Here is a 17,395-nt window from a genome sequence, read left to right as displayed (position 1 = left end):
TGGGCGTTCTCTTACTCCTATTGCCGCTGTCCGAATGTCACTGACTTCGGACGAATATGTTTGCGGTCTGCGACTACCGTGGGGTGCCTCTTTTAGGTAGTCAGTGAGCGGGGCTGTTATAGTGACAAGCTATGCAACAGCTAAATTTTTAATTCTCAGTAATTTGGACGTTATGCAGCTTGTTGTTACCTTAGTCTGAGTGGATATGGATGTGTTATTGCAGATTCTCCACATGCTTTAAACCTATATCAACTTAATTTTAATCTACCCTGAACCAATCTATACCTATCCTTATTAACCATGAAAAGGCATCCCTTATTATATATCTATCTGGCGCTTTTCTCCTTGCTTCCTGTTTCGGTAAAAGCTCAAAAAGATGTTGTAAACCTCAGCGGTAAAATCAGCGATTATCAAGCAGACCGTGACACGGTACCGTTTGAAATATGGGTTTATAGCTCTATAAAAGACGAACCCAGGATAATTGCTATGCAGATAAATGGCGACGGTACTTTCAGCAAAACATTGTCCATAAATCACAAACAAGATGTTGTTTTCGGTTATGGGGATAATATAAAATTGTTGGTTAGCCCGGGTGACAGTATCACAACCGAGTTTGAACAAACGGCTCTGTTGAAAACCATTAAATTTGCAAAAGGACCGGCTATTAACAGGGAACTGGTTGATTATCAAAATGCGTTTTCAGCTTACTGCGAGAAGCGATATCCAGGAAAGAACGGTAGATATCAGCAATTTTTCCAGACCAAAAAGAGAACACCTGAGAAGTTTAAACAGTTTATTTTTGACAGATTAAAACAAGAAACAGATTTTTATAACGACTTTACTGCAAAAAATCACTCCAGCGAGTTGTTTAAAAAATGGGCCAAATTTGAGCTGGAATATGAATGCGCTAACGACCTTATTCAATATACATCTGGAGCTAATATAGGCGCCGCCAATAAGCCTTTGCCCAAAACGTATTTTGATTTTTTTGATCGGTTTGCCCTTGATAACCCTGAAGCTGCTTTTTCTTCAGCCTATCTTGACTTTCTAAGTTCTTATTCAAACATTTATTTTTTAGAAAAGTACAAGGCCAATATGCCTATGTCTGTAATAGCCGGCTTTTTAATATCTTCCGGTAAGAACCTCACGGGGAAACAGATATTGCGGTTAGGAAAAGTACAAAAGAAAGGTCCCGATAAAACTTCCATTTTTGATGTGCTTTTTATCAAAAACATATTAGAAGCGAACGACGGAGTAAATGAGGACGCTATAGCTACTCAAATAGGTGATTATAGCTTTGATGCGTTGATCGGGTTGTTTGTTAACCACACTCAGGGCTTTGCAAGGGATGTTTTATTATCAGGTTTTATCTGTCAAATGATTGACGACGTAAAAGACATCGATTTAATAAAAAGTCGTCTGGATACTTTTCTTCCTTCAATCGGCACAGGCTACCTACGCGACGAACTTTTGGCCGAGTTGCAAACTGCTGATGAGAAACGTAAAAACTATCAATTAAGCGCAGGCTCCAAAATTAACTTCCTCCCAGTAACGCCAAGCGACAGCGTTTTTAACAAACTTATTGAACCATACAGAGGAAAGGTTATTTTAGTTGATTTCTGGGGAACCTGGTGTCAACCTTGCCTTGCTGCTGTGCCCGATGCCAATGCGCTTTATAAGGCTTATTCAAACAAAGGTGTAACTATTTTATACCTTGCGGTTAAATCTAAGGAGAACATTTGGAAGTCGGTTATTGCTGAACATAAAATACTTGGTGAGCATTTTTTACTTTCTCCTTCTCAAGAAGCAGTTTTGACGGAAAAGTTCCGTATTTCGGGCTACCCACAATACATGCTGATTGATAAAAGAGGGTTTGTTAAAGACGAAAATGCAAAGCATCCTAACGACAATGCACTGAAAAGGGAGATAGACGAACTGCTGTTGAATTGATATGATAAAGGAAGCATTTCATCCGCAGTTTATATCGTTTCTCTTAAGCGGTTTACATCCAACAACCACCGCGTCATTGCGAGGAACGAAGCAATCCCGAACTTGATAGGCCGAAGCGACAAGTAGCCCGTGTTGCATTATCATTCAATCTATCAGCGACTTGTCACAGAGATTGCCACCACTATCGCTTGCAAAGACAGGTTGGTAAGTGCAGGGTAAACACCCTATATCTTCAACCTGATATTCACCTTATCCAGCAAGCCGGTAAACCAAATCATGGCAAAGGCGAAAATGATACATTTAATAATGCCGCCGGTTCCCTGGCTAAGTAGCTGGGGGTATTCAATATCGGCCATTTCGTAAATAGGGTAAAATATGCCGGGCACTATGTAACAGGTAAACGTTGCTATGCCTGCAGGCTCAATCACTTTGAACCAATGGTATTTCTTTTTAAAATCAACTATAAAAATAAATCCTGCATAAACTACCAGACTTATAGCGGTACAGATCAACACCCAGGCAGGTGTGTCGCGTATTTTTGATATACCGCCCGCTATGTAGCGCACAATAAACCCAAGGTTGAACAGTATTACCGACATCAGCAGCATACCTATCCACAGCAGCTTAAGTTCATTGCGTTCGGCAAGGCGCATGTATAACACGGCTACAAATACACCGGCCATGGTAAAGGCCTGCATGGCACCGTTGCCGGCAATCCACACATAGTTTTGCAGCGGGGCCAAAAAGTCAAACCAGCCAAAATGGAAGTCGATATTAAAAAACATAAAGAACAACCATGCCGCCGCCTGTATCCACAATTGCCCGTCGGAGTAATAATAAATAAGCGCGCAGATAAGGTAGGCCCAGCCTATTAAACCCAATATGCCCCACCACGAAAAATGCAGCCACGGGTGAGCAGGATCGGTGCTCTTATACGCCCATGACATAATGATGAGCAGCACCACTCCCAAACCGCGCAGCAGGTGTTTGCGCCAGGCGGGCTTTTCATTGTCGTAATCTAAAAATATCAGGAAGATGCTGATGGTACCCAAACTTTCCCATACCGGGCGGGGAAGTAATGATCCGGCTTCATCATACGTTTCGGCGTTGGTGAAGTATACGCCTATAAATATTAAGGCAGCAGCACGTGTTGCAATGCGCCACGGAATTTTGTAATAACCCTGATGCAGACGGTTTTTAAAGGCGAATGGTATGGAGAGCCCTACAATAAATAAAAATGCCGGAAATATAGTGTCGGCCAGTCCTAAGGCATCGGCGTTTTCGGGCGCATGTTTAATCCATTCAGGGGTGTTGGGCATTCCGTCAATATCATTCACAAATATCATCAGGAACATTGTAACGGCACGAAAAGCATCAATTGACCGGACCCGGTGCAACAATGTACTCATAAGCTTATTTAATGTTTTTCAGTAGAAAATGTTTTATTGAAACGCCGCTTTTTAGAAAATCATATAAAAAAAGCGTAACAGATCTATGCATTAGCCAAAATAGTTCACCAAATATCCCACTACTTCCTTGGTGTAGAAGTCCCAATGGCCAATTACGTCGGCCTGTGGCAGCAGGTCGGTTAAGTGAAAGGAATCGTTACCTATAAGATAGCTGCATGATATTGGCACCACATCCATTCCTTTTTTGTTGAATATCATTTTTGCACGCCTCATGTGGAAGGCCGATGTTGCCAGCAAGTAGGGCGGCTTTAGTTGGTTGCTGTCTAACACTATTTTTGAAAACTCCGCATTCTCTAAAGTATTTCGGGAGCGTTCTTCGGCGAGTATCAAACTATCCGCAAGGCCTAACTGCATTAACTGCTGTTTGGCCCACCGCGCTTCCCTGAATTTACCCGGTATCAGGCTGCCATTGCCGCCGGAAATGAGTATATGCGCGGCCTTGCCTGTTTTAACTTGTTGCATGCCGGTAATAAACCTGTCGGCGGCCCAGGTAAATCGCCCATTACCATCGGCGTCGCTTCCGGCAAATCCGCCTAAAACTATAACGCAGGAGTATTTTTTATTGTTGTTTTTTGAAGTAGCGGAATCAACATCCCAAAGCCGTGCGAAGCCTTTAAAGAAAAGGGGTATAGTGAAAACGTAAAGCACAATTACCCCCGCAAACGCAAACCTGCGGCCAACAGGTTTACGCCGTTTAATAATGGCAATGATGAAAAGTACAAATACCCAGTTTAAAGGAACCAGTATAAAAAACAATACTTTCGACAGGATAAAATACATCGGGCTCTACAGCTTTTGGGCGTAAAGATAGGTATTTGCGTTGATGGGGTCGGCTGTTACATGCCGCTTTTGCCTGGCTCGTATTGGTAAACCACCTGGTACGGCGCGTTTTTTAATGCCGATGATAATTGCCCAATACCCAGATCTTCCTTCTGCGGAGTAGGTTCGCAAACAGAGTAGGCTATACCTTTGTACATTACAGGCGTACCCACTGGCTTATCAAACTGCACACCAATGGTTATGTGAGTAGGGTAGAGCAGCGCTATCATGGGCAGATTGTAAATTTCTTTAACCAGATAAAAAAATAGAGCGGCACGGTCATCGCAGTCGCTGTATTTTGAAAATAGGGTTTCCTCGGGCGATAGTCGTTTTTCAAAACCGAAGTTCTCCTCATCATTTTCGTATAAGAAAGCGTAACGGGTAAAGCGCATCAGGTAGTCTATTCCCTTTTTTTGGCTCATTTTTTTTACGTTTTCTTTAAGCGTAGGTATCAATGAGCCATAGGTTTCTTTAGTTAGGGGGATGTTGAAATAGCTGGCAAAGTCTACAACAGGGTAGTTGTTAAAAATGGCATCCACCTGTTTGCTTAGCTTCACATTGAAGTAATATGCTTTGTGCTTGTAAGTGAATTGCAATTCCTTGTCAAAATAATCAGACGGGCGCAGTTCGGGCATTTTATCTATTTTGTAGGAGAAAGGCCGGTTGGCGTCGGGGATGTCAACCGTTACGGGTTTGGCAGGATCATCATTCAGATTGGCGCGCGCATAGTCATGCCAGTTCAGGCAAACATATTTGCGACCATCAACGATAAAAAACGGCAGGTTTTCTACATCCTCACGGTTATATACGTAAAAAATCACTTTATCCTGGGTAAGCGCCAAGCGGGCATCATAGCCGGATTTAGCCATCAAGAACCATTTGTACAATGTATAACGACCGTAGTTGTCGGCTTTAGGGCTCAATTGTTGCGCTGTTTTACGCACCAGCTGATAATAGATCCAGTCGTTTAGTTTATAGCGTTTTTTGAATGCAAGTAATGAGTCAACCAGCGGTTGATAGGTGGATGCGTTGGCCGTATTGTAAAACTGTTTTACCGTTTGTTGGGATAACACCTGCGGCACCTCAGGCAAAAAAGCGGAGCTAACCTCGCTGTTAAAGGTTCCCTCGTAAAACTCAAAGCATAGCCGCTTTTCATTACTTTGGCCAAATGCTGAGGGAAAAGTAATGATCAGCAGCAATGCCATTAACCTGCCAACACGTGCGATCATTTTCTGTAAAAGTTTATTGTAATATTAAACCTACGCAGAAAATCCCGAAATGTTATATTATTATATTAACATGCAAATAATATTGAGTTAATATTAAATTAACATTCAAAATGGAAAGATAAGTAAGTCTACCTCTCCAGTTTAGCCACCCTTGTAGGTGTTTCTACACCGGCAATAATGCCGCGCGAGCTAAGTGCAATGGCTTTAATGGTAGCAGTAATATTCTTTACATCTAATGAGTTGAATTCATCTTTAACGGAGTGGTAAAGCTTATCAATATCAATCTGGTCTGTTGAGATAGTATGCGCCGGAACGCCTAAACGGGCCAGTGTGGCGTTATCACTGCGGTAAAACAGGTTTTGTTCAGGGTAAGGATCCGGGTGAAACTTGAATGCTGTGCCTTCCAGATTTTTTTGTAGGATAGTACCAAAATCAGAACGTTCAAAGCCGGTTATAAATGCAGAATTTTCACCAAATTTTGATGGCTTGCCAATCATTTCAATATTAAACATAGCTACAGTTTTATCCGGATTAACCATTTTGGAGAAATATCGTGCGCCAAAGCCGCCTATCTCTTCGGCAGTAAAAGCTACAAAAATTATAGTGCGGGCGTTGTTGTCCAGCTTTTTAAAGTATTTAGCTAAAGTGATAACCGCAGTTGTGCCTGAGGCATCATCATCAGCGCCGTTGGCTATGCTGTCGGCTTCTACCGGCTTAACTACACCCAAGTGGTCATAATGCGCAGAGAATATTACGTATTCATCGGGTTTGCTTTTACCGGGTAATACGCCCACTACATTAAATAAGGGGTTGTTGTTTAACTTTTCGGCCATGTTACCACGGGTAGGTAATTGCCCCAGGGCTTTAACATCAACCACTTGCCGAAAGCCATTCAATCCCTCTAAAGGTTTTAAGCCAATGCTTTTAAACTCGCCCTCAATAAATTGCGCAGCCTTTTCTATGCCCGGTGTAAAAGTGCCACGGCCCTGCATATCATCGGCTGCAAGGGTTTGAATAATACGGGCAACGTCTTTTTGTTCTATCAGTTTATCAACATCCTGGGCATAGGTGCTGATGCTTAGCGTTAGTATTGATATTAATGCTATAAGTTTTTTCATAAGTGTTTATTTTATTTTAGATGATAGCCAGTTGTTTCTGAAAGCGAGTTGGGCGGCGTTTGGCTGCATGCCTGCTTTTTCAAATGTAATAATTTCAAACGCCGGATTTTCTGTAAGCGTGATGGTGGCTTCATGATCGCCGGCACGGTTGCGGTAGGTAACCTGTACCTTATCACCCGGTTTTTTATTATTAATAACCTGATTGAAAGATGCCGGGTCGGTGATCTTTTTTCCGTCGGCTGTTAATATTACATCGCCCGCGTCAATACCTGCATTATAAATTGGCGACCCCATTAACGAATTGCCTATAAGGGTCAAGCCAGTACTGCCTGTTGCCTGCACCTGACCCGAACGGCCCCTTATAGAAGCTGAAGACAGGCCAATCCAGGCTTTGCCCGGTTGCGCTTTACGCATAATCAGGCCGGCTTTAACCAATAAGGCGTTATAATCATTCTTATCAGTTCCGTTTACAAAGCGTTTAAAAAAGTCTGTGGCAAATTTAGCGTCCTTGGTTAGTTTGGCTAACTCGTCTTGCAAATCTGCAACGGTGTAAGGCTTCATTTTTTTGCCTCTTTCCAGCCAAACGGCGCGCATGTAATCATCTAAAGTTAGGTTAAAATCGCTGCGCAGTTTAAGGTCAAGCGCTAAGGCAATTGCGCCACCATAGGTATAATAACTGGTGAAATTATTAAGGTAGTTATTAGGATCAATAGAAACACCTGCATCAGTAAATACGGCTTTACGGCTCATCTCAACAGCCGAATATTTGGCCGCTCCCGGTGTGTTTAAAATAGCGTTCACCAAACCGCCTACCACCCGTGTGTACTCATCGCTGGTGTAAAAGCCGGCACGGGTAAGTATCAGTTCGCCATAGTATTGGGTAAAACCCTCGGCAAACCAAAGCTCATTGCTTATGTTGGCGTGGGTAAAGTTAAAAGGCTCCAGTGTTTTTGGCCTGATACGTTCTACATTCCAGGCATGGAAAAACTCATGCGAGAAGGTGCCCAACAGGCCAATTTCATTCCCTGCTACTTTTTCGGAAGCATCAACAATACAGGTGGAGTTTCTGTGCTCCATGCCATCGCCCGAGTTTGAGGGATAAATATCTTCTAAAAAGGTGTATTGGCCGTAATCATAAGCAGGTAGCTCGCCAAAAACGGCCTGTTCTTCGAGCGTTACCTTTTGCACCATTTTACCAAAGGCGTCAATAGTGCTTTGGTCATCAGCTGAATGTATGGTGAGGTTTATTTTTTGCTTTTTTCCGTCCGGATTAGCCACTTCCCAACTGCTCGTTTTATATGCTGAGAGCTCGGTTGGGCTGTCCATCAAGTATTGAAAGTTGGGTGCAGAATAAACATTTACGCCCTCATGCTTTAATTGGCTTGCTACCTTCCAGCCGTACTTATCCAGGTCATTAAATTCAACCCTTATCTCGCGCTTTTCCTGGCCAAGGTTGTTTATAAATAAAAATACAGCCGGCATATTTAAATGCGCATGACTGGCATCAACGCTTGCATAAGTACCATCTGTCCAGTTGGCAAACAGGGTGTAACTTACCTTTACTGCTTCGCCATGCTCAGCAATTTCATAATGGTCGCCCTCAACCTGATTAATAAGCAATGGCGTGCCATCAGGATCAAATGCTTTTACATTGTAAACATTTTTGCCAAACTCATGCGTGGCATATCGTCCCGGCGAAGACCGGCTCATGCGCAGATCAATAATTCCGGTAGGTGCTTTTGGTATGGTAAGCGTTATCTCTGCCTCATGATGCGCGGCATTGAGGAACGATACAGTATAGTAAATGGGTTTGGGGGCGGGCTGAGCAAAGGCAGCGCAAATTGACAGCGCAGCATAAGCCAGCATTAAGGGCAGTTTTTTCATTATTCAGTTAATTACTGTAAAATTAAAATAAAAACCGAAACAACCGCATTAAGCCAGTAATTACCTATGCCGGTAGCGCTCCATATTAGCTTCAGACTGCCCCATGAGTGCCTTTTTACGGTTGGTAACATCAGCATCTAAATGGTGATCAAAAACGCTGTCGGTTATGGCCATGTCGCGTTCCTTATCCCGTTCGGCATAGTGTATGTCTGCTTCGCCCATTTTGGCAATGGCAACATCATAAGCACCTTTTGGAGACATGAGCTTTACCAACACAGGCAAACACTCAAATAAGATAAAAAGATAGCCTATAAAAGATATGGCCAGATAGGTATCCAGATCCCGCGTGCCGTTCTCATTATAAGTAAGTTGCCCCAAAGCCCAGTTACGGTCGGCAAAGCCGGCTATGTTGGCCAGGCTGTCCAGCTGTTTGTCGGAAAATAAACGGAGGTTGGTCAATCCTTCAAAATCTTTCCGCTGACCGAGGTATTGATCCATGCGCTCCACTTCATCAGTAACAGTTTTCAGTCTATCCTGCTTTTCCTTTAAAACCGATTCCTTTTGCTTGGCGTAGGTGCCATAGCCCGTAATACCCGATGTTTGGTTGGTTTTATCGCCAAAAACTTCCTGATTGAGTTGAAAGCGTGAGCGATTAATGTCTTTTTCTAATGAATCTTTTTCTTTACGCAACTCGGCGCCTTTAGAAAGCTCCATGGCATACTTTTGTGTATAGGTTTTTTGCAGCGTATCTATCTTACGGTTTTGCCCTTTCAGATAAGCTGTTTTTAATTTCTGGCGAATTTCTTTATCAAAGATCTTCAACTCCAGCGGACGCGAAATAACAACACCTATCATAATGGCCAACAGTATACGGGGGGTAGCCTGTAAAATTTGCTTATTGGTACTGCCATCTTTGTTGATACTTGATACAATGTAACGGTCCATATTAAAAATGGCTGTACCCCAGAGCAAGCCAAATAATATGGCGAAGCCAACGGCAAAAGCATCGCCGTTAAAAACAAAATACATGGCATAACCGCCCGAAAGTGCCGCGAATAAAGCGGTGAAAAATATAGTGGCCCCTATGCCCACATATTTATTGTGTTCAGCAGGGTATTTCTTTAAAATGTCAACATGCGCGCCCGAGCAGAACCAAAAAAACCGGGTAACTTTATCCATCAGTATGCTATAATATAAAATAAAACGCCGTAAGGCCTTTATTGTTACAAAAGTATGGCGTAAATATTTAACACATAACGCTTACCTTTGACCCTGATAAATTATTAAAACCATGCAGGAAATTACCGTACAGGAATTAAAAGAGAAATTGGATAACAAAGAAGATTTTCAACTGATTGATGTTAGAGAAGATTTTGAGTACGAAACCTCAAACCTTGGTGGGGTGCTGATACCATTGGGCGGCATTTTGATTGAAACTGATAAAATTGCTAAAGATAAACCTGTAGTGGTAATGTGCCGCAGTGGCAAACGTAGTGCTGCTGCTATTATGCAGTTGGAGCAGCAGGGCTTTACCAATTTATCAAACTTACAAGGTGGTATTTTAGCCTGGGCTGCCGAGATAGACCCGGATGTGGTAGTGTATTAATATGGGTAAAAAAATATTACTTAACACGGCCTATAACATTGGCATATTTATTACCCTCATGACGGCTTACTGGGGCTTTACCAAAAACCGGTATGAGTTTGTTGCCGCCGGTGTATTTGTTGCCGCCATTTTTATTGTATTAAAGGTTAAGCTGGTCAAAGAGATCCGCAGCAATATGAAAAGATAAAAAGTTAAAGGCTCCCAATTGGGAGCCTTTAACTTTTGAAGGTATTATTAAAATAGAATGCCATAGGTTATGTAGCCTCCAACCACCAGCATAGATAAAATTCCCCAGGCCAGTATGGCTACAAACGAAGAACCTAAACACTTCAGGTAGTTTTTAACAGTCTTAGCTCGGTCTAAAACGCTATAGTAAACAATAGATAAGTAAATTATATGCGCCAACATCATCAGTGCCATTAAGAGGTTGGATATTGCGGAGTCTTTAAAAATGTAAAGCAATGGCGTAAATATCAAAATAGACAGCAAGTTGAGAAACGTGTTGGTAAATGTTATTACCACCAGGTGTTCGGCGTAAAATAACTGCCTGCGGTATATTAAAAACATTATAAACGCAATAAACGGCGTACTAATGCAGAGTACTATATTGGTTTTGGTGTTGAAAAAATTCATTGCTTTGCTTACCCGCGTTTGAATTTTGTCATACTTGGCCCGTTGTTTTGGTGTTTTTATTTCTTTGGGGTATTGTACCTGGCCGGTTTGTGATGTAGGCGAGTATGACGTCACGGCCGGATGAAATGGTTTCAATACAGAATTAGATAGCACATATATCCCCAGTACTATAAAAAAGAAGCTGAAGGGGTTGAAGTATTTTTTATGCTTACCGGCCAGGTATTCCCTTATGGTTAAACCGGGCTGGGTGGCCAGTTCTTTTATCAGGTAAAAAAAACCTTTATCGGCATGGGTGAGCGCATGTATTACTTCATGAGTAATGTGACTCATGGTAATGCGTTTGTGCGTGTGTAACGCAGACTGCCCGCAATTGTAACAAAATTTATCATGCTCCTTTAACTCGGCGAAGCAATTCAAACAATTGGCAGGATGTGTCATACAGATCAGTTTAGCTGCCGAAAAATACAAAAAACACTTTGATTTTGAGGGATGTAATATTTATACAATTGCCTGATGCTGCTGAAATGCTTTATCTGCGTTAAAATATTTTTAACGTTTTTAAACTTTTGTTAGCAACTTCACAGCAATTAATTGGCAATTAAACAATTTAACTAATTCTTTCTTATTCTATCAAATATCACAACTAAACCACAAAATAATGCGTTATAATAGTAACCAATAACTTAATTATTATGAGCGCATTAGTAACTGTTTTTCATATTGCTGTACCTGCTGTTTGTATCGGAGTATCTTACTTGTTATCTGCGAAGAGCGTTGTTACTCGTAACACAAGATAGGCGACTTATTCTTTTTTATGATTTGTTATGGTTAGCGAGTTAAACCGAAGCGTTTAAAATTGCTGCTATTGCACTACGGTGGGCAAATAACTATTTATTCTGATTTTCCTACCAGTTTCCACACGTAGTTTGAACCTTCTTTAACTATTCCAAAGTAGTCAAAACTTCCTGCGGCCCTATCTCCGTTTTCATCAAGCGTGGTACTGCCGGTTATGCCCATATATGCATTTGATTGCTCAGTAAATTTAAACTTAGTTTGCTTAAAATCTATTGTAGAACCGTTGGTTGCTTCTAATGTATGTGCAATGCTCCACGCTGCATCATAGGCGGCTAAAGCAAAAGCATCGGGCTCTAAATTGGTTTTGGCTTTAATGCGGGCTGCTATGGGTTTCCATTGCGCTTCGGTTGCCACAGGTAAGCCAAAAGCCGGAGCAAAGTAGGCTGTTTTTATAGCAAAGTCTGCAGCAGCTGCATCAGATAAAAAGGCAGTGCTTAAAGCTACGCCATCGCTGCCAAACCATTTAACGTTACTTAATATGGCATCGGCGGCCGCCAGTTTAAATAGCTCTACACCTTCATCAAACGATGCCAGATAAACCCCAACTTTGTCTGCGCCATAAGTGCCGCTAAGCGTGGTTACCTGTGCTTTTATTGAGGCTATAACAGCAGCATAATTTGGAGCAGTGGCAGCGTAGGGGGTTAGCGCGGTGGTTTGTCCGCCTTTAGCGGTAAACGCCGCACCTGTTGATGTCTGTAAGCCTTTGTTTCCCGCGTCATCGCGCGCCACAGTTACCAATCCTTTTATACCCTTTGTATAAATAGTATTAGCCATGGCTGCGCCTTCTATTTTATCAGGAGGGCAATATCTGAAAATGGCATCATCAGGTATGGACAGGCTGCCCGCGGTGCTGCTTTGGCTAACTACCATTAGCTCGGCATCATCAATCAATGGTTTCAAGGCGGTTAGTTCTGCACTTGATTGCGGTCCTATTATAAATTTAGCGCCTTCTCTTTTTGCTTGGGTGAAGTAAGTTTTGGCCAGTTCGGGGTCAAGTTTGGTATCGTTAACTATAAATTTTAAACGGTATTTAATATTTTTTGCAGTGAGGTACTGGTTAATGTCATCTGATGCCACTTCCAACGCAGCCCTGGAGGCAAGACCGAGGGACGACCAGTTGCCGGTAAGCGAAAAAAGACCAACCACATTGATGGTTTTTTCCTGGTCATTCTTTCGGCAAGACGATACCGCAGTAAATAATAAGGCAGCAAAAGCAAGCGTGAATATTTTTTTCATTGGATAGCAGGCATGTTAACAGATGCATGCTAAAGTACATAATTTAATATCGAACACCGAATTTCGAATATGGAATGATGAAGTATTTTACCTGATACCCGGCGTTCAATATTTTCAGCTGCCTATCCTTTTATAATCGTCTCTTGACCTGTCGGGATCATAATGCACGCCCGGCGTTAGCCAGTACATCAGTACCACCCTTGAATAACGGAAGTTGAACGGAGAAAGCACTACGGCCGAACCTAACAGCACACCAACATATAACCAGGGGTTTTTACTGCCGGTAAGTATATATAACCCAACGGCCAATGTTACCATTTGGGCAACGTTAAAGGCATAGCTCACAAACATGGCCACATAAAAATAGCCGGGTTCAATTTCAAACTTGAAGCCGCAATGCGGACAAGTTTCATTCATTTTTTGCGATGAAAGGCTGTAGGTGCTATTGGCAAACATATCGCCACGGCGACATTTTGGGCATTTTGCATTGATAAGAGCGTATGTTTGAGATATTTTCATGGGTTTAACACTTAAAGTTTCCATATTATTTTTGATTATTTCTTCTAAACTCCTCGGGCGTAACTCCGGCCTGCTTTTTAAAAAACTTTGTGAAGTACGAGTTATCGGCAAAGTTTAACTGATCGGCTATTTCGGCTACGGTTAGTTCCCGGTTTATTAAAAGCCGTTTAGCTTCCAGCGCTATGCGGTTGCGGATCACTTCGCCTGCCGATATTCCCAGCATGGCATTACAAAGCGCGTTTAAATGGTTGGGTGTTATAAACAACAACTCGGCATACTCTTTCGGCAGTTTAAGCGTAGTGTAGTTCTTCTCTATCAGTTTTTGAAAGTTACGCAACAGTGTATAATTATATGTTGGCGCGTTTCGCTGCGCCGGGGTGAGCCGTGCAATGGTAATAAATAACTTTAACAGCGTAGCGCGTATCATGTCGGCCTTTAAAGGTTTATTACCGTCGTGTTCAGTAACCAACTGCTCAAACAGTGCAATTGCATTTGCTTGTACATCTACCGGAATATCAATAACCGAATCAGCAACAATGCCCGAAAAGAATGGCAACTCATCCAGATAACCGGCCTTCAATAAAAATGACTGGAAGAAACCCGCAGAGAAGTTAATGATATAACCATCCACATTACCTTCAAAATTCCAGTTATGTACCTGCCCCGGCACCATGAAATATATTTGATGCGGCTTAACCGGCACATATTCAAAGTCGATGGTTTGCGAACCGGATCCTTGCGTAAAATATACCAAATGATAAAAAGAGTGTTTATGTGGTATAAACAAATTTTTATGCTTGGCCAGATAAGCAGCAAACCTGTTGATGAGTATATCATCCTCTGTGTTGTTGGTGAGGCTGCAGATATCGTATACGGGTATGCTGGTCTTCATATGTCAAAATTACCCTTTATTGGTCAGTATTAATGGTATTGTTCGGGGTGTTTGTGGTACTTTTTACTGATAAGTATTTAGTGCCATAGTTTCTTGCAAAAGGAGGTGAATTTGGCTTGGTAACAAATGTAACACCCGTGTTACAAAACATCCATATATTGGGGAATCCTATTCACAGCGTATTATCCCGATTGCTTAATAATGCCTCGTTTTTAACTTAAAATGAGCACTTTATTGTGTTGGCAAGCCTTTTGTAAATATCTCATCAAACAACGGAGGTAACTATGAAAGTGAAATCATTATTTGCAACAGTATTAATTACAATGGCATTAACCGTGTTAACTGTATCATCAGTTTATTTTGTAGTAAACGAAGGCTCGGCGGCAAACATAGCCGGTAACCTGATATTGCTGGTTTGTTTGTTTTTCTTTACGTGGACGGCTTTGTTATTAAGCAAAGCGCGTTACACCAGCGTAGCCCCTTAATTAGCCGGCTGGCTGCAAAGTCAGCCAATATATTGTTAGCCTGTGCAGAAATGGATTGGTGATGGAGATAACAGGATAAGTGAACGAGTAAGGCTAACAAAAAATTTCCCGCGGAAAACCGCGGGATTTTTTTTGCCCGTTTTTCTGCAACGTTCAGTAAATTTATAGTGCTGATATGCAATATTTTATAATAATTTTATGATGTGCAGGCAACCATTTTACATTTTGCGCCGTGATACCTACAATTGCATTTAACTGTATACCATGTAACCATTATATATGGGCGACGAAGAACTACACCGCTTAATAAGAGGATGTATTGATCAGGACCGGAGGAGCCAAAAGCAACTCTACAAGGCGTTCTATGGCTTCGCCATGTCTATATGTTTGCGTTACACGGCCAACAGGTACGAAGCATCAGAGGTAATGAATATGGCGTTTTACAAGGTACTAACAAACATTAATGCTTACGATGGCAATCGTTCATTTAAAGCATGGCTGGGGCGTATCTTAACCAACACCGCCATTGATTATTACCGCTCAAATTTAAAAACTGCCTACACAGAAGATCTGGAAACAGCAGAACACATAAGCGATGATGCTGTGCCATATAATAATTTAGGCTATAATGATCTGTTGGCAATGGTACAGCAACTGCCGCAAAGCTATCGTACGGTATTCAATTTATTTGCCATTGATGGGTATTCGCATGATGAGATAGCCGAGATGTTGAGTATTAGCGAGGGTACATCTAAATCAAACCTGTTTAAAGCAAGGCAAAAGTTAAAGCAGATGATATTGGCTGCCGATGCGGCAGTTTATAACTATAAAAGCGGCGCAGACTATCAAACCGTAGCAGCTGTTGACAGGGCAGTTGTTATACGCAAGATGTTTACAATGTGAGGTAAGTAATGAAAAACGAACAGCAAAAACCTATTGATGAAGTTTTCAGGCAAGCGCTTGAAGAGCCGGGCAGCTTGCCGGCTTTTGAAGAGCAGAACTGGGATGCTTTAGAAAAAATGCTGGATGGTAAAAAAAAACCATATAGAATTGCTTACTGGCGGCCAATACTTACCGCTGCCGCTGCTATAATATTGCTTGCGTTGGGGTGGTGGTACTTGTTACCCAAAACTCAGCAAAACACCAACAATGCGCAGCAGATTTTAGTAAAGCAGCCCAAAGGTATGGACACTCCACACAAAGGAAATACCACGGTTGCAGTTAGCGAGAATACTACAACAGTAAAAGAGCGTTCGCAACCCGTTGTGATTGACGAACCAAGGCTAAGCGCTGTAGAAACTCAGCTTGCTAAAAAAAATGAAATGCAAAATACAGTGTCTATACCAGCTGATAAGCATTTACCGCAGCCAACCAGGTTGGAGGTTATTTTGCTGCCTAAAGCGCCGTGCAGGGATGACATGTTGCAGTTGGCATCAGTAAATGCTCATGCAGATAGTTTGCCTGCTGTTGATGTATTGAGCCATATACCCATTGCATTGTTAGATTTTAGGGATGAGCAGCTGGCCGCTAATGGAAAGGGCCTCAAACCCCAGTTGGCCATTAATGTGTTAGGGGCTGCAGACATGAATGGCGTTAGTTCATTTAATAGTGTAGGCACAGGTAAAAATATAGGTTTGTTGTTCTCGGCTAAGTTTAATAAGCTTACCATTAGCACCGGGGCATACTATTCTTACAAGCCTTACGCAATGGAGTTTTCGCAATACAGCCCTAACTCTACCTATAAATTTAAATACAATCCGGAGAATGTTATAGCCGATTGCCGTATGTTGGATATCCCGGTTAATATAGATTATCAGTTGTTCTCAAAAAATAAGAATACCATAAGCATTGGTACAGGCATATCCTCTTATATAATGCTGAGAGAGAGTTACGCGTACACTTATGCAGGCCCCTATACAGGAGTAAGTTCCTATGATGTTAAAAGCCCGGGGAAGTATTTATTTGGTGCTGTTAATTTTCAGGCCACATACCGGCGACAAATCAATTCAAAACTCGGTATAAACGTAATGCCTTACATAAAAATACCACTTGCCGAGGTGGGATACAGCAGGGTAAGATTGCAAACGGCCGGCGTTGCAATAGGCTTTAACTGGAATTTAAATTCACTGGGAAAACCAAAGTAATATGAAATATATAGCCATTTTTTTACTCGCCTGGATGTGCAGCATCAAGGTGGGGCAGGACCTCTATGCTTGTAAAAACGCGCGGATAACCTTGTTTTCGTCGGCGCCTATTGAGGATATTGACGCGGCTTCAAACAGCGGAACTTCGGTTTTGAACACGGCAACGGGCGAGATAGCTTTTAGCGTGAACATTTCATCGTTCAAGTTCAAAAAATCATTAATGCAAGAGCATTTTAACAGCGAGTATCTGGAAAGCGATAAATATCCGCGCGCAACTTTTAAGGGTAAGATGCAACAGGCTATTAATCCCGCGCAAAATGGTACCTATCCGGTAAATGTAACGGGCGAGTTGGAGGTGCATGGTGTTAAGCAAACCCGTACGCTGCCCGGAACCATCACAGTTAACAATGGTAACATTAGCCTTAATGCCGAATTTATGGTTAAATGTGCCGATCATAACATTGAGATACCCAAAATAGTATTTCACAACATCGCCGAGAGCATAAAAATTACTGTAACAGCCAATTATTCACCAGCAAAATAACCCCCGATAGTC

General features: G+C 42.0%; 17 protein-coding genes. 7 read left to right on the top strand and 10 right to left on the bottom strand.

Features of this window, described 5'->3' with window-relative positions; translation table 11 throughout:
- Window positions 1-300: 300 nt before the first annotated feature.
- Entirely contained in the window at window positions 301-1,950 is a 1,650-nt protein-coding gene (locus CLV57_RS00595) for a TlpA family protein disulfide reductase (protein WP_100339434.1), read from the top strand.
- 224 nt (window positions 1,951-2,174) lie between these two features.
- On the opposite strand, the gene CLV57_RS00590 is transcribed toward CLV57_RS00595, so the two are convergent.
- From CLV57_RS00590 to CLV57_RS00565, 6 genes are all read right to left on the bottom strand, one after another.
- Window positions 2,175-3,359, bottom strand: a complete 1,185-nt coding sequence (locus CLV57_RS00590; protein WP_157799026.1) for a heparan-alpha-glucosaminide N-acetyltransferase domain-containing protein — start codon at window positions 3,357-3,359, stop codon at window positions 2,175-2,177.
- 90 nt (window positions 3,360-3,449) lie between these two features.
- Window positions 3,450-4,199, bottom strand: a complete 750-nt coding sequence (locus tag CLV57_RS00585) for a YdcF family protein (protein WP_100339432.1) — start codon at window positions 4,197-4,199, stop codon at window positions 3,450-3,452.
- A gap of 56 nt (window positions 4,200-4,255) precedes the next feature.
- Window positions 4,256-5,467: a hypothetical protein gene (locus CLV57_RS00580; protein ID WP_245856780.1), complete on the bottom strand. Its 1,212-nt coding sequence runs from the start codon at window positions 5,465-5,467 to the stop codon at window positions 4,256-4,258.
- Between the two features lie 128 nt (window positions 5,468-5,595).
- Window positions 5,596-6,585 carry a M20/M25/M40 family metallo-hydrolase gene (locus CLV57_RS00575; RefSeq protein WP_100339431.1) on the bottom strand — a complete coding sequence of 330 codons (990 nt, stop codon included), beginning with the start codon at window positions 6,583-6,585 and terminating at the stop codon, window positions 5,596-5,598.
- Window positions 6,586-6,591: 6 nt separating this feature from the next.
- Entirely contained in the window at window positions 6,592-8,469 is a 1,878-nt protein-coding gene (locus CLV57_RS00570) for a M61 family metallopeptidase (protein WP_100339430.1), read from the bottom strand.
- Between the two features lie 60 nt (window positions 8,470-8,529).
- Entirely contained in the window at window positions 8,530-9,648 is a 1,119-nt protein-coding gene (locus CLV57_RS00565) for a DUF4407 domain-containing protein (protein ID WP_100339429.1), read from the bottom strand.
- Window positions 9,649-9,760: 112 nt separating this feature from the next.
- Between CLV57_RS00565 and CLV57_RS00560 the strand changes: the two genes are divergently transcribed.
- On the top strand, window positions 9,761-10,075 hold the full coding sequence (locus CLV57_RS00560; protein ID WP_100339428.1) for a rhodanese-like domain-containing protein: 315 nt from the start codon (window positions 9,761-9,763) through the stop codon (window positions 10,073-10,075).
- A 1-nt stretch (window position 10,076) separates the two neighbouring features.
- Window positions 10,077-10,262 carry a DUF6358 family protein gene (locus tag CLV57_RS00555; protein WP_100339427.1) on the top strand — a complete coding sequence of 62 codons (186 nt, stop codon included), beginning with the start codon at window positions 10,077-10,079 and terminating at the stop codon, window positions 10,260-10,262.
- 47 nt (window positions 10,263-10,309) lie between these two features.
- Here the strand turns inward: CLV57_RS00555 and CLV57_RS00550 are convergent, their stop codons facing one another.
- The 4 genes from CLV57_RS00550 to CLV57_RS00535 form a co-directional block, all read right to left on the bottom strand.
- Window positions 10,310-11,038, bottom strand: coding sequence for a DUF3667 domain-containing protein (locus CLV57_RS00550; RefSeq protein WP_157799025.1), 729 nt, complete (start codon window positions 11,036-11,038; stop codon window positions 10,310-10,312).
- A 561-nt stretch (window positions 11,039-11,599) separates the two neighbouring features.
- Complete coding sequence (locus CLV57_RS00545) at window positions 11,600-12,799, bottom strand: ABC transporter substrate-binding protein (protein ID WP_100339425.1); 1,200 nt, start codon at window positions 12,797-12,799, stop codon at window positions 11,600-11,602.
- Between the two features lie 114 nt (window positions 12,800-12,913).
- On the bottom strand, window positions 12,914-13,342 hold the full coding sequence (locus CLV57_RS00540; RefSeq protein ID WP_245856777.1) for a DUF983 domain-containing protein: 429 nt from the start codon (window positions 13,340-13,342) through the stop codon (window positions 12,914-12,916).
- Window position 13,343: 1 nt separating this feature from the next.
- The gene (locus CLV57_RS00535; protein WP_100339424.1) at window positions 13,344-14,210 is read right to left on the bottom strand and encodes a helix-turn-helix domain-containing protein; all 867 of its coding nucleotides are present in this window, start codon (window positions 14,208-14,210) and stop codon (window positions 13,344-13,346) included.
- A 284-nt stretch (window positions 14,211-14,494) separates the two neighbouring features.
- On the opposite strand from CLV57_RS00535, the gene CLV57_RS00530 reads away from it, so the two are divergent.
- The 4 genes from CLV57_RS00530 to CLV57_RS00515 all read left to right on the top strand — a co-directional run bounded on the left by CLV57_RS00530 (window position 14,495) and on the right by CLV57_RS00515 (window position 17,383).
- Window positions 14,495-14,695, top strand: a complete 201-nt coding sequence (locus tag CLV57_RS00530; RefSeq protein WP_100339423.1) for a hypothetical protein — start codon at window positions 14,495-14,497, stop codon at window positions 14,693-14,695.
- A gap of 279 nt (window positions 14,696-14,974) precedes the next feature.
- Window positions 14,975-15,598, top strand: a complete 624-nt coding sequence (locus CLV57_RS00525; protein ID WP_100339422.1) for an RNA polymerase sigma factor — start codon at window positions 14,975-14,977, stop codon at window positions 15,596-15,598.
- Window positions 15,599-15,606: 8 nt separating this feature from the next.
- Window positions 15,607-16,839 (top strand): porin family protein, encoded by a 1,233-nt coding sequence (locus CLV57_RS00520; protein WP_100339421.1) that lies wholly within the window; start codon window positions 15,607-15,609, stop codon window positions 16,837-16,839.
- 1 nt (window position 16,840) lies between these two features.
- Window positions 16,841-17,383 (top strand): YceI family protein, encoded by a 543-nt coding sequence (locus tag CLV57_RS00515; RefSeq protein ID WP_100339420.1) that lies wholly within the window; start codon window positions 16,841-16,843, stop codon window positions 17,381-17,383.
- Window positions 17,384-17,395 lie beyond the last annotated feature (12 nt).

The sequence above is a fragment of the Mucilaginibacter auburnensis genome (assembly GCF_002797815.1).
In the GTDB taxonomy this organism is placed as follows: Bacteria; Bacteroidota; Bacteroidia; order Sphingobacteriales; family Sphingobacteriaceae; genus Mucilaginibacter; species Mucilaginibacter auburnensis.
This window is presented reverse-complemented; position numbering and strand designations above follow the sequence as displayed.

What these genes read in the sequence shown, in the direction of transcription:
- CLV57_RS00595 (WP_100339434.1), top strand. Translation starts at nt 301, where the DNA reads ATGAAAAGGCATCCCTTATTATATATCTATCTGGCGCTTTTCTCCTTG.
- CLV57_RS00590 (WP_157799026.1), bottom strand. Translation starts at nt 3,359, where the DNA reads ATGAGTACATTGTTGCACCGGGTCCGGTCAATTGATGCTTTTCGTGCC.
- CLV57_RS00585 (WP_100339432.1), bottom strand. Translation starts at nt 4,199, where the DNA reads ATGTATTTTATCCTGTCGAAAGTATTGTTTTTTATACTGGTTCCTTTA.
- CLV57_RS00580 (WP_245856780.1), bottom strand. Translation starts at nt 5,467, where the DNA reads ATGATCGCACGTGTTGGCAGGTTAATGGCATTGCTGCTGATCATTACT.
- CLV57_RS00575 (WP_100339431.1), bottom strand. Translation starts at nt 6,585, where the DNA reads ATGAAAAAACTTATAGCATTAATATCAATACTAACGCTAAGCATCAGC.
- CLV57_RS00570 (WP_100339430.1), bottom strand. Translation starts at nt 8,469, where the DNA reads ATGAAAAAACTGCCCTTAATGCTGGCTTATGCTGCGCTGTCAATTTGC.
- CLV57_RS00565 (WP_100339429.1), bottom strand. Translation starts at nt 9,648, where the DNA reads ATGGATAAAGTTACCCGGTTTTTTTGGTTCTGCTCGGGCGCGCATGTT.
- CLV57_RS00560 (WP_100339428.1), top strand. Translation starts at nt 9,761, where the DNA reads ATGCAGGAAATTACCGTACAGGAATTAAAAGAGAAATTGGATAACAAA.
- CLV57_RS00555 (WP_100339427.1), top strand. Translation starts at nt 10,077, where the DNA reads ATGGGTAAAAAAATATTACTTAACACGGCCTATAACATTGGCATATTT.
- CLV57_RS00550 (WP_157799025.1), bottom strand. Translation starts at nt 11,038, where the DNA reads ATGAGTCACATTACTCATGAAGTAATACATGCGCTCACCCATGCCGAT.
- CLV57_RS00545 (WP_100339425.1), bottom strand. Translation starts at nt 12,799, where the DNA reads ATGAAAAAAATATTCACGCTTGCTTTTGCTGCCTTATTATTTACTGCG.
- CLV57_RS00540 (WP_245856777.1), bottom strand. Translation starts at nt 13,342, where the DNA reads ATGGAAACTTTAAGTGTTAAACCCATGAAAATATCTCAAACATACGCT.
- CLV57_RS00535 (WP_100339424.1), bottom strand. Translation starts at nt 14,210, where the DNA reads ATGAAGACCAGCATACCCGTATACGATATCTGCAGCCTCACCAACAAC.
- CLV57_RS00530 (WP_100339423.1), top strand. Translation starts at nt 14,495, where the DNA reads ATGAAAGTGAAATCATTATTTGCAACAGTATTAATTACAATGGCATTA.
- CLV57_RS00525 (WP_100339422.1), top strand. Translation starts at nt 14,975, where the DNA reads ATGGGCGACGAAGAACTACACCGCTTAATAAGAGGATGTATTGATCAG.
- CLV57_RS00520 (WP_100339421.1), top strand. Translation starts at nt 15,607, where the DNA reads ATGAAAAACGAACAGCAAAAACCTATTGATGAAGTTTTCAGGCAAGCG.
- CLV57_RS00515 (WP_100339420.1), top strand. Translation starts at nt 16,841, where the DNA reads ATGAAATATATAGCCATTTTTTTACTCGCCTGGATGTGCAGCATCAAG.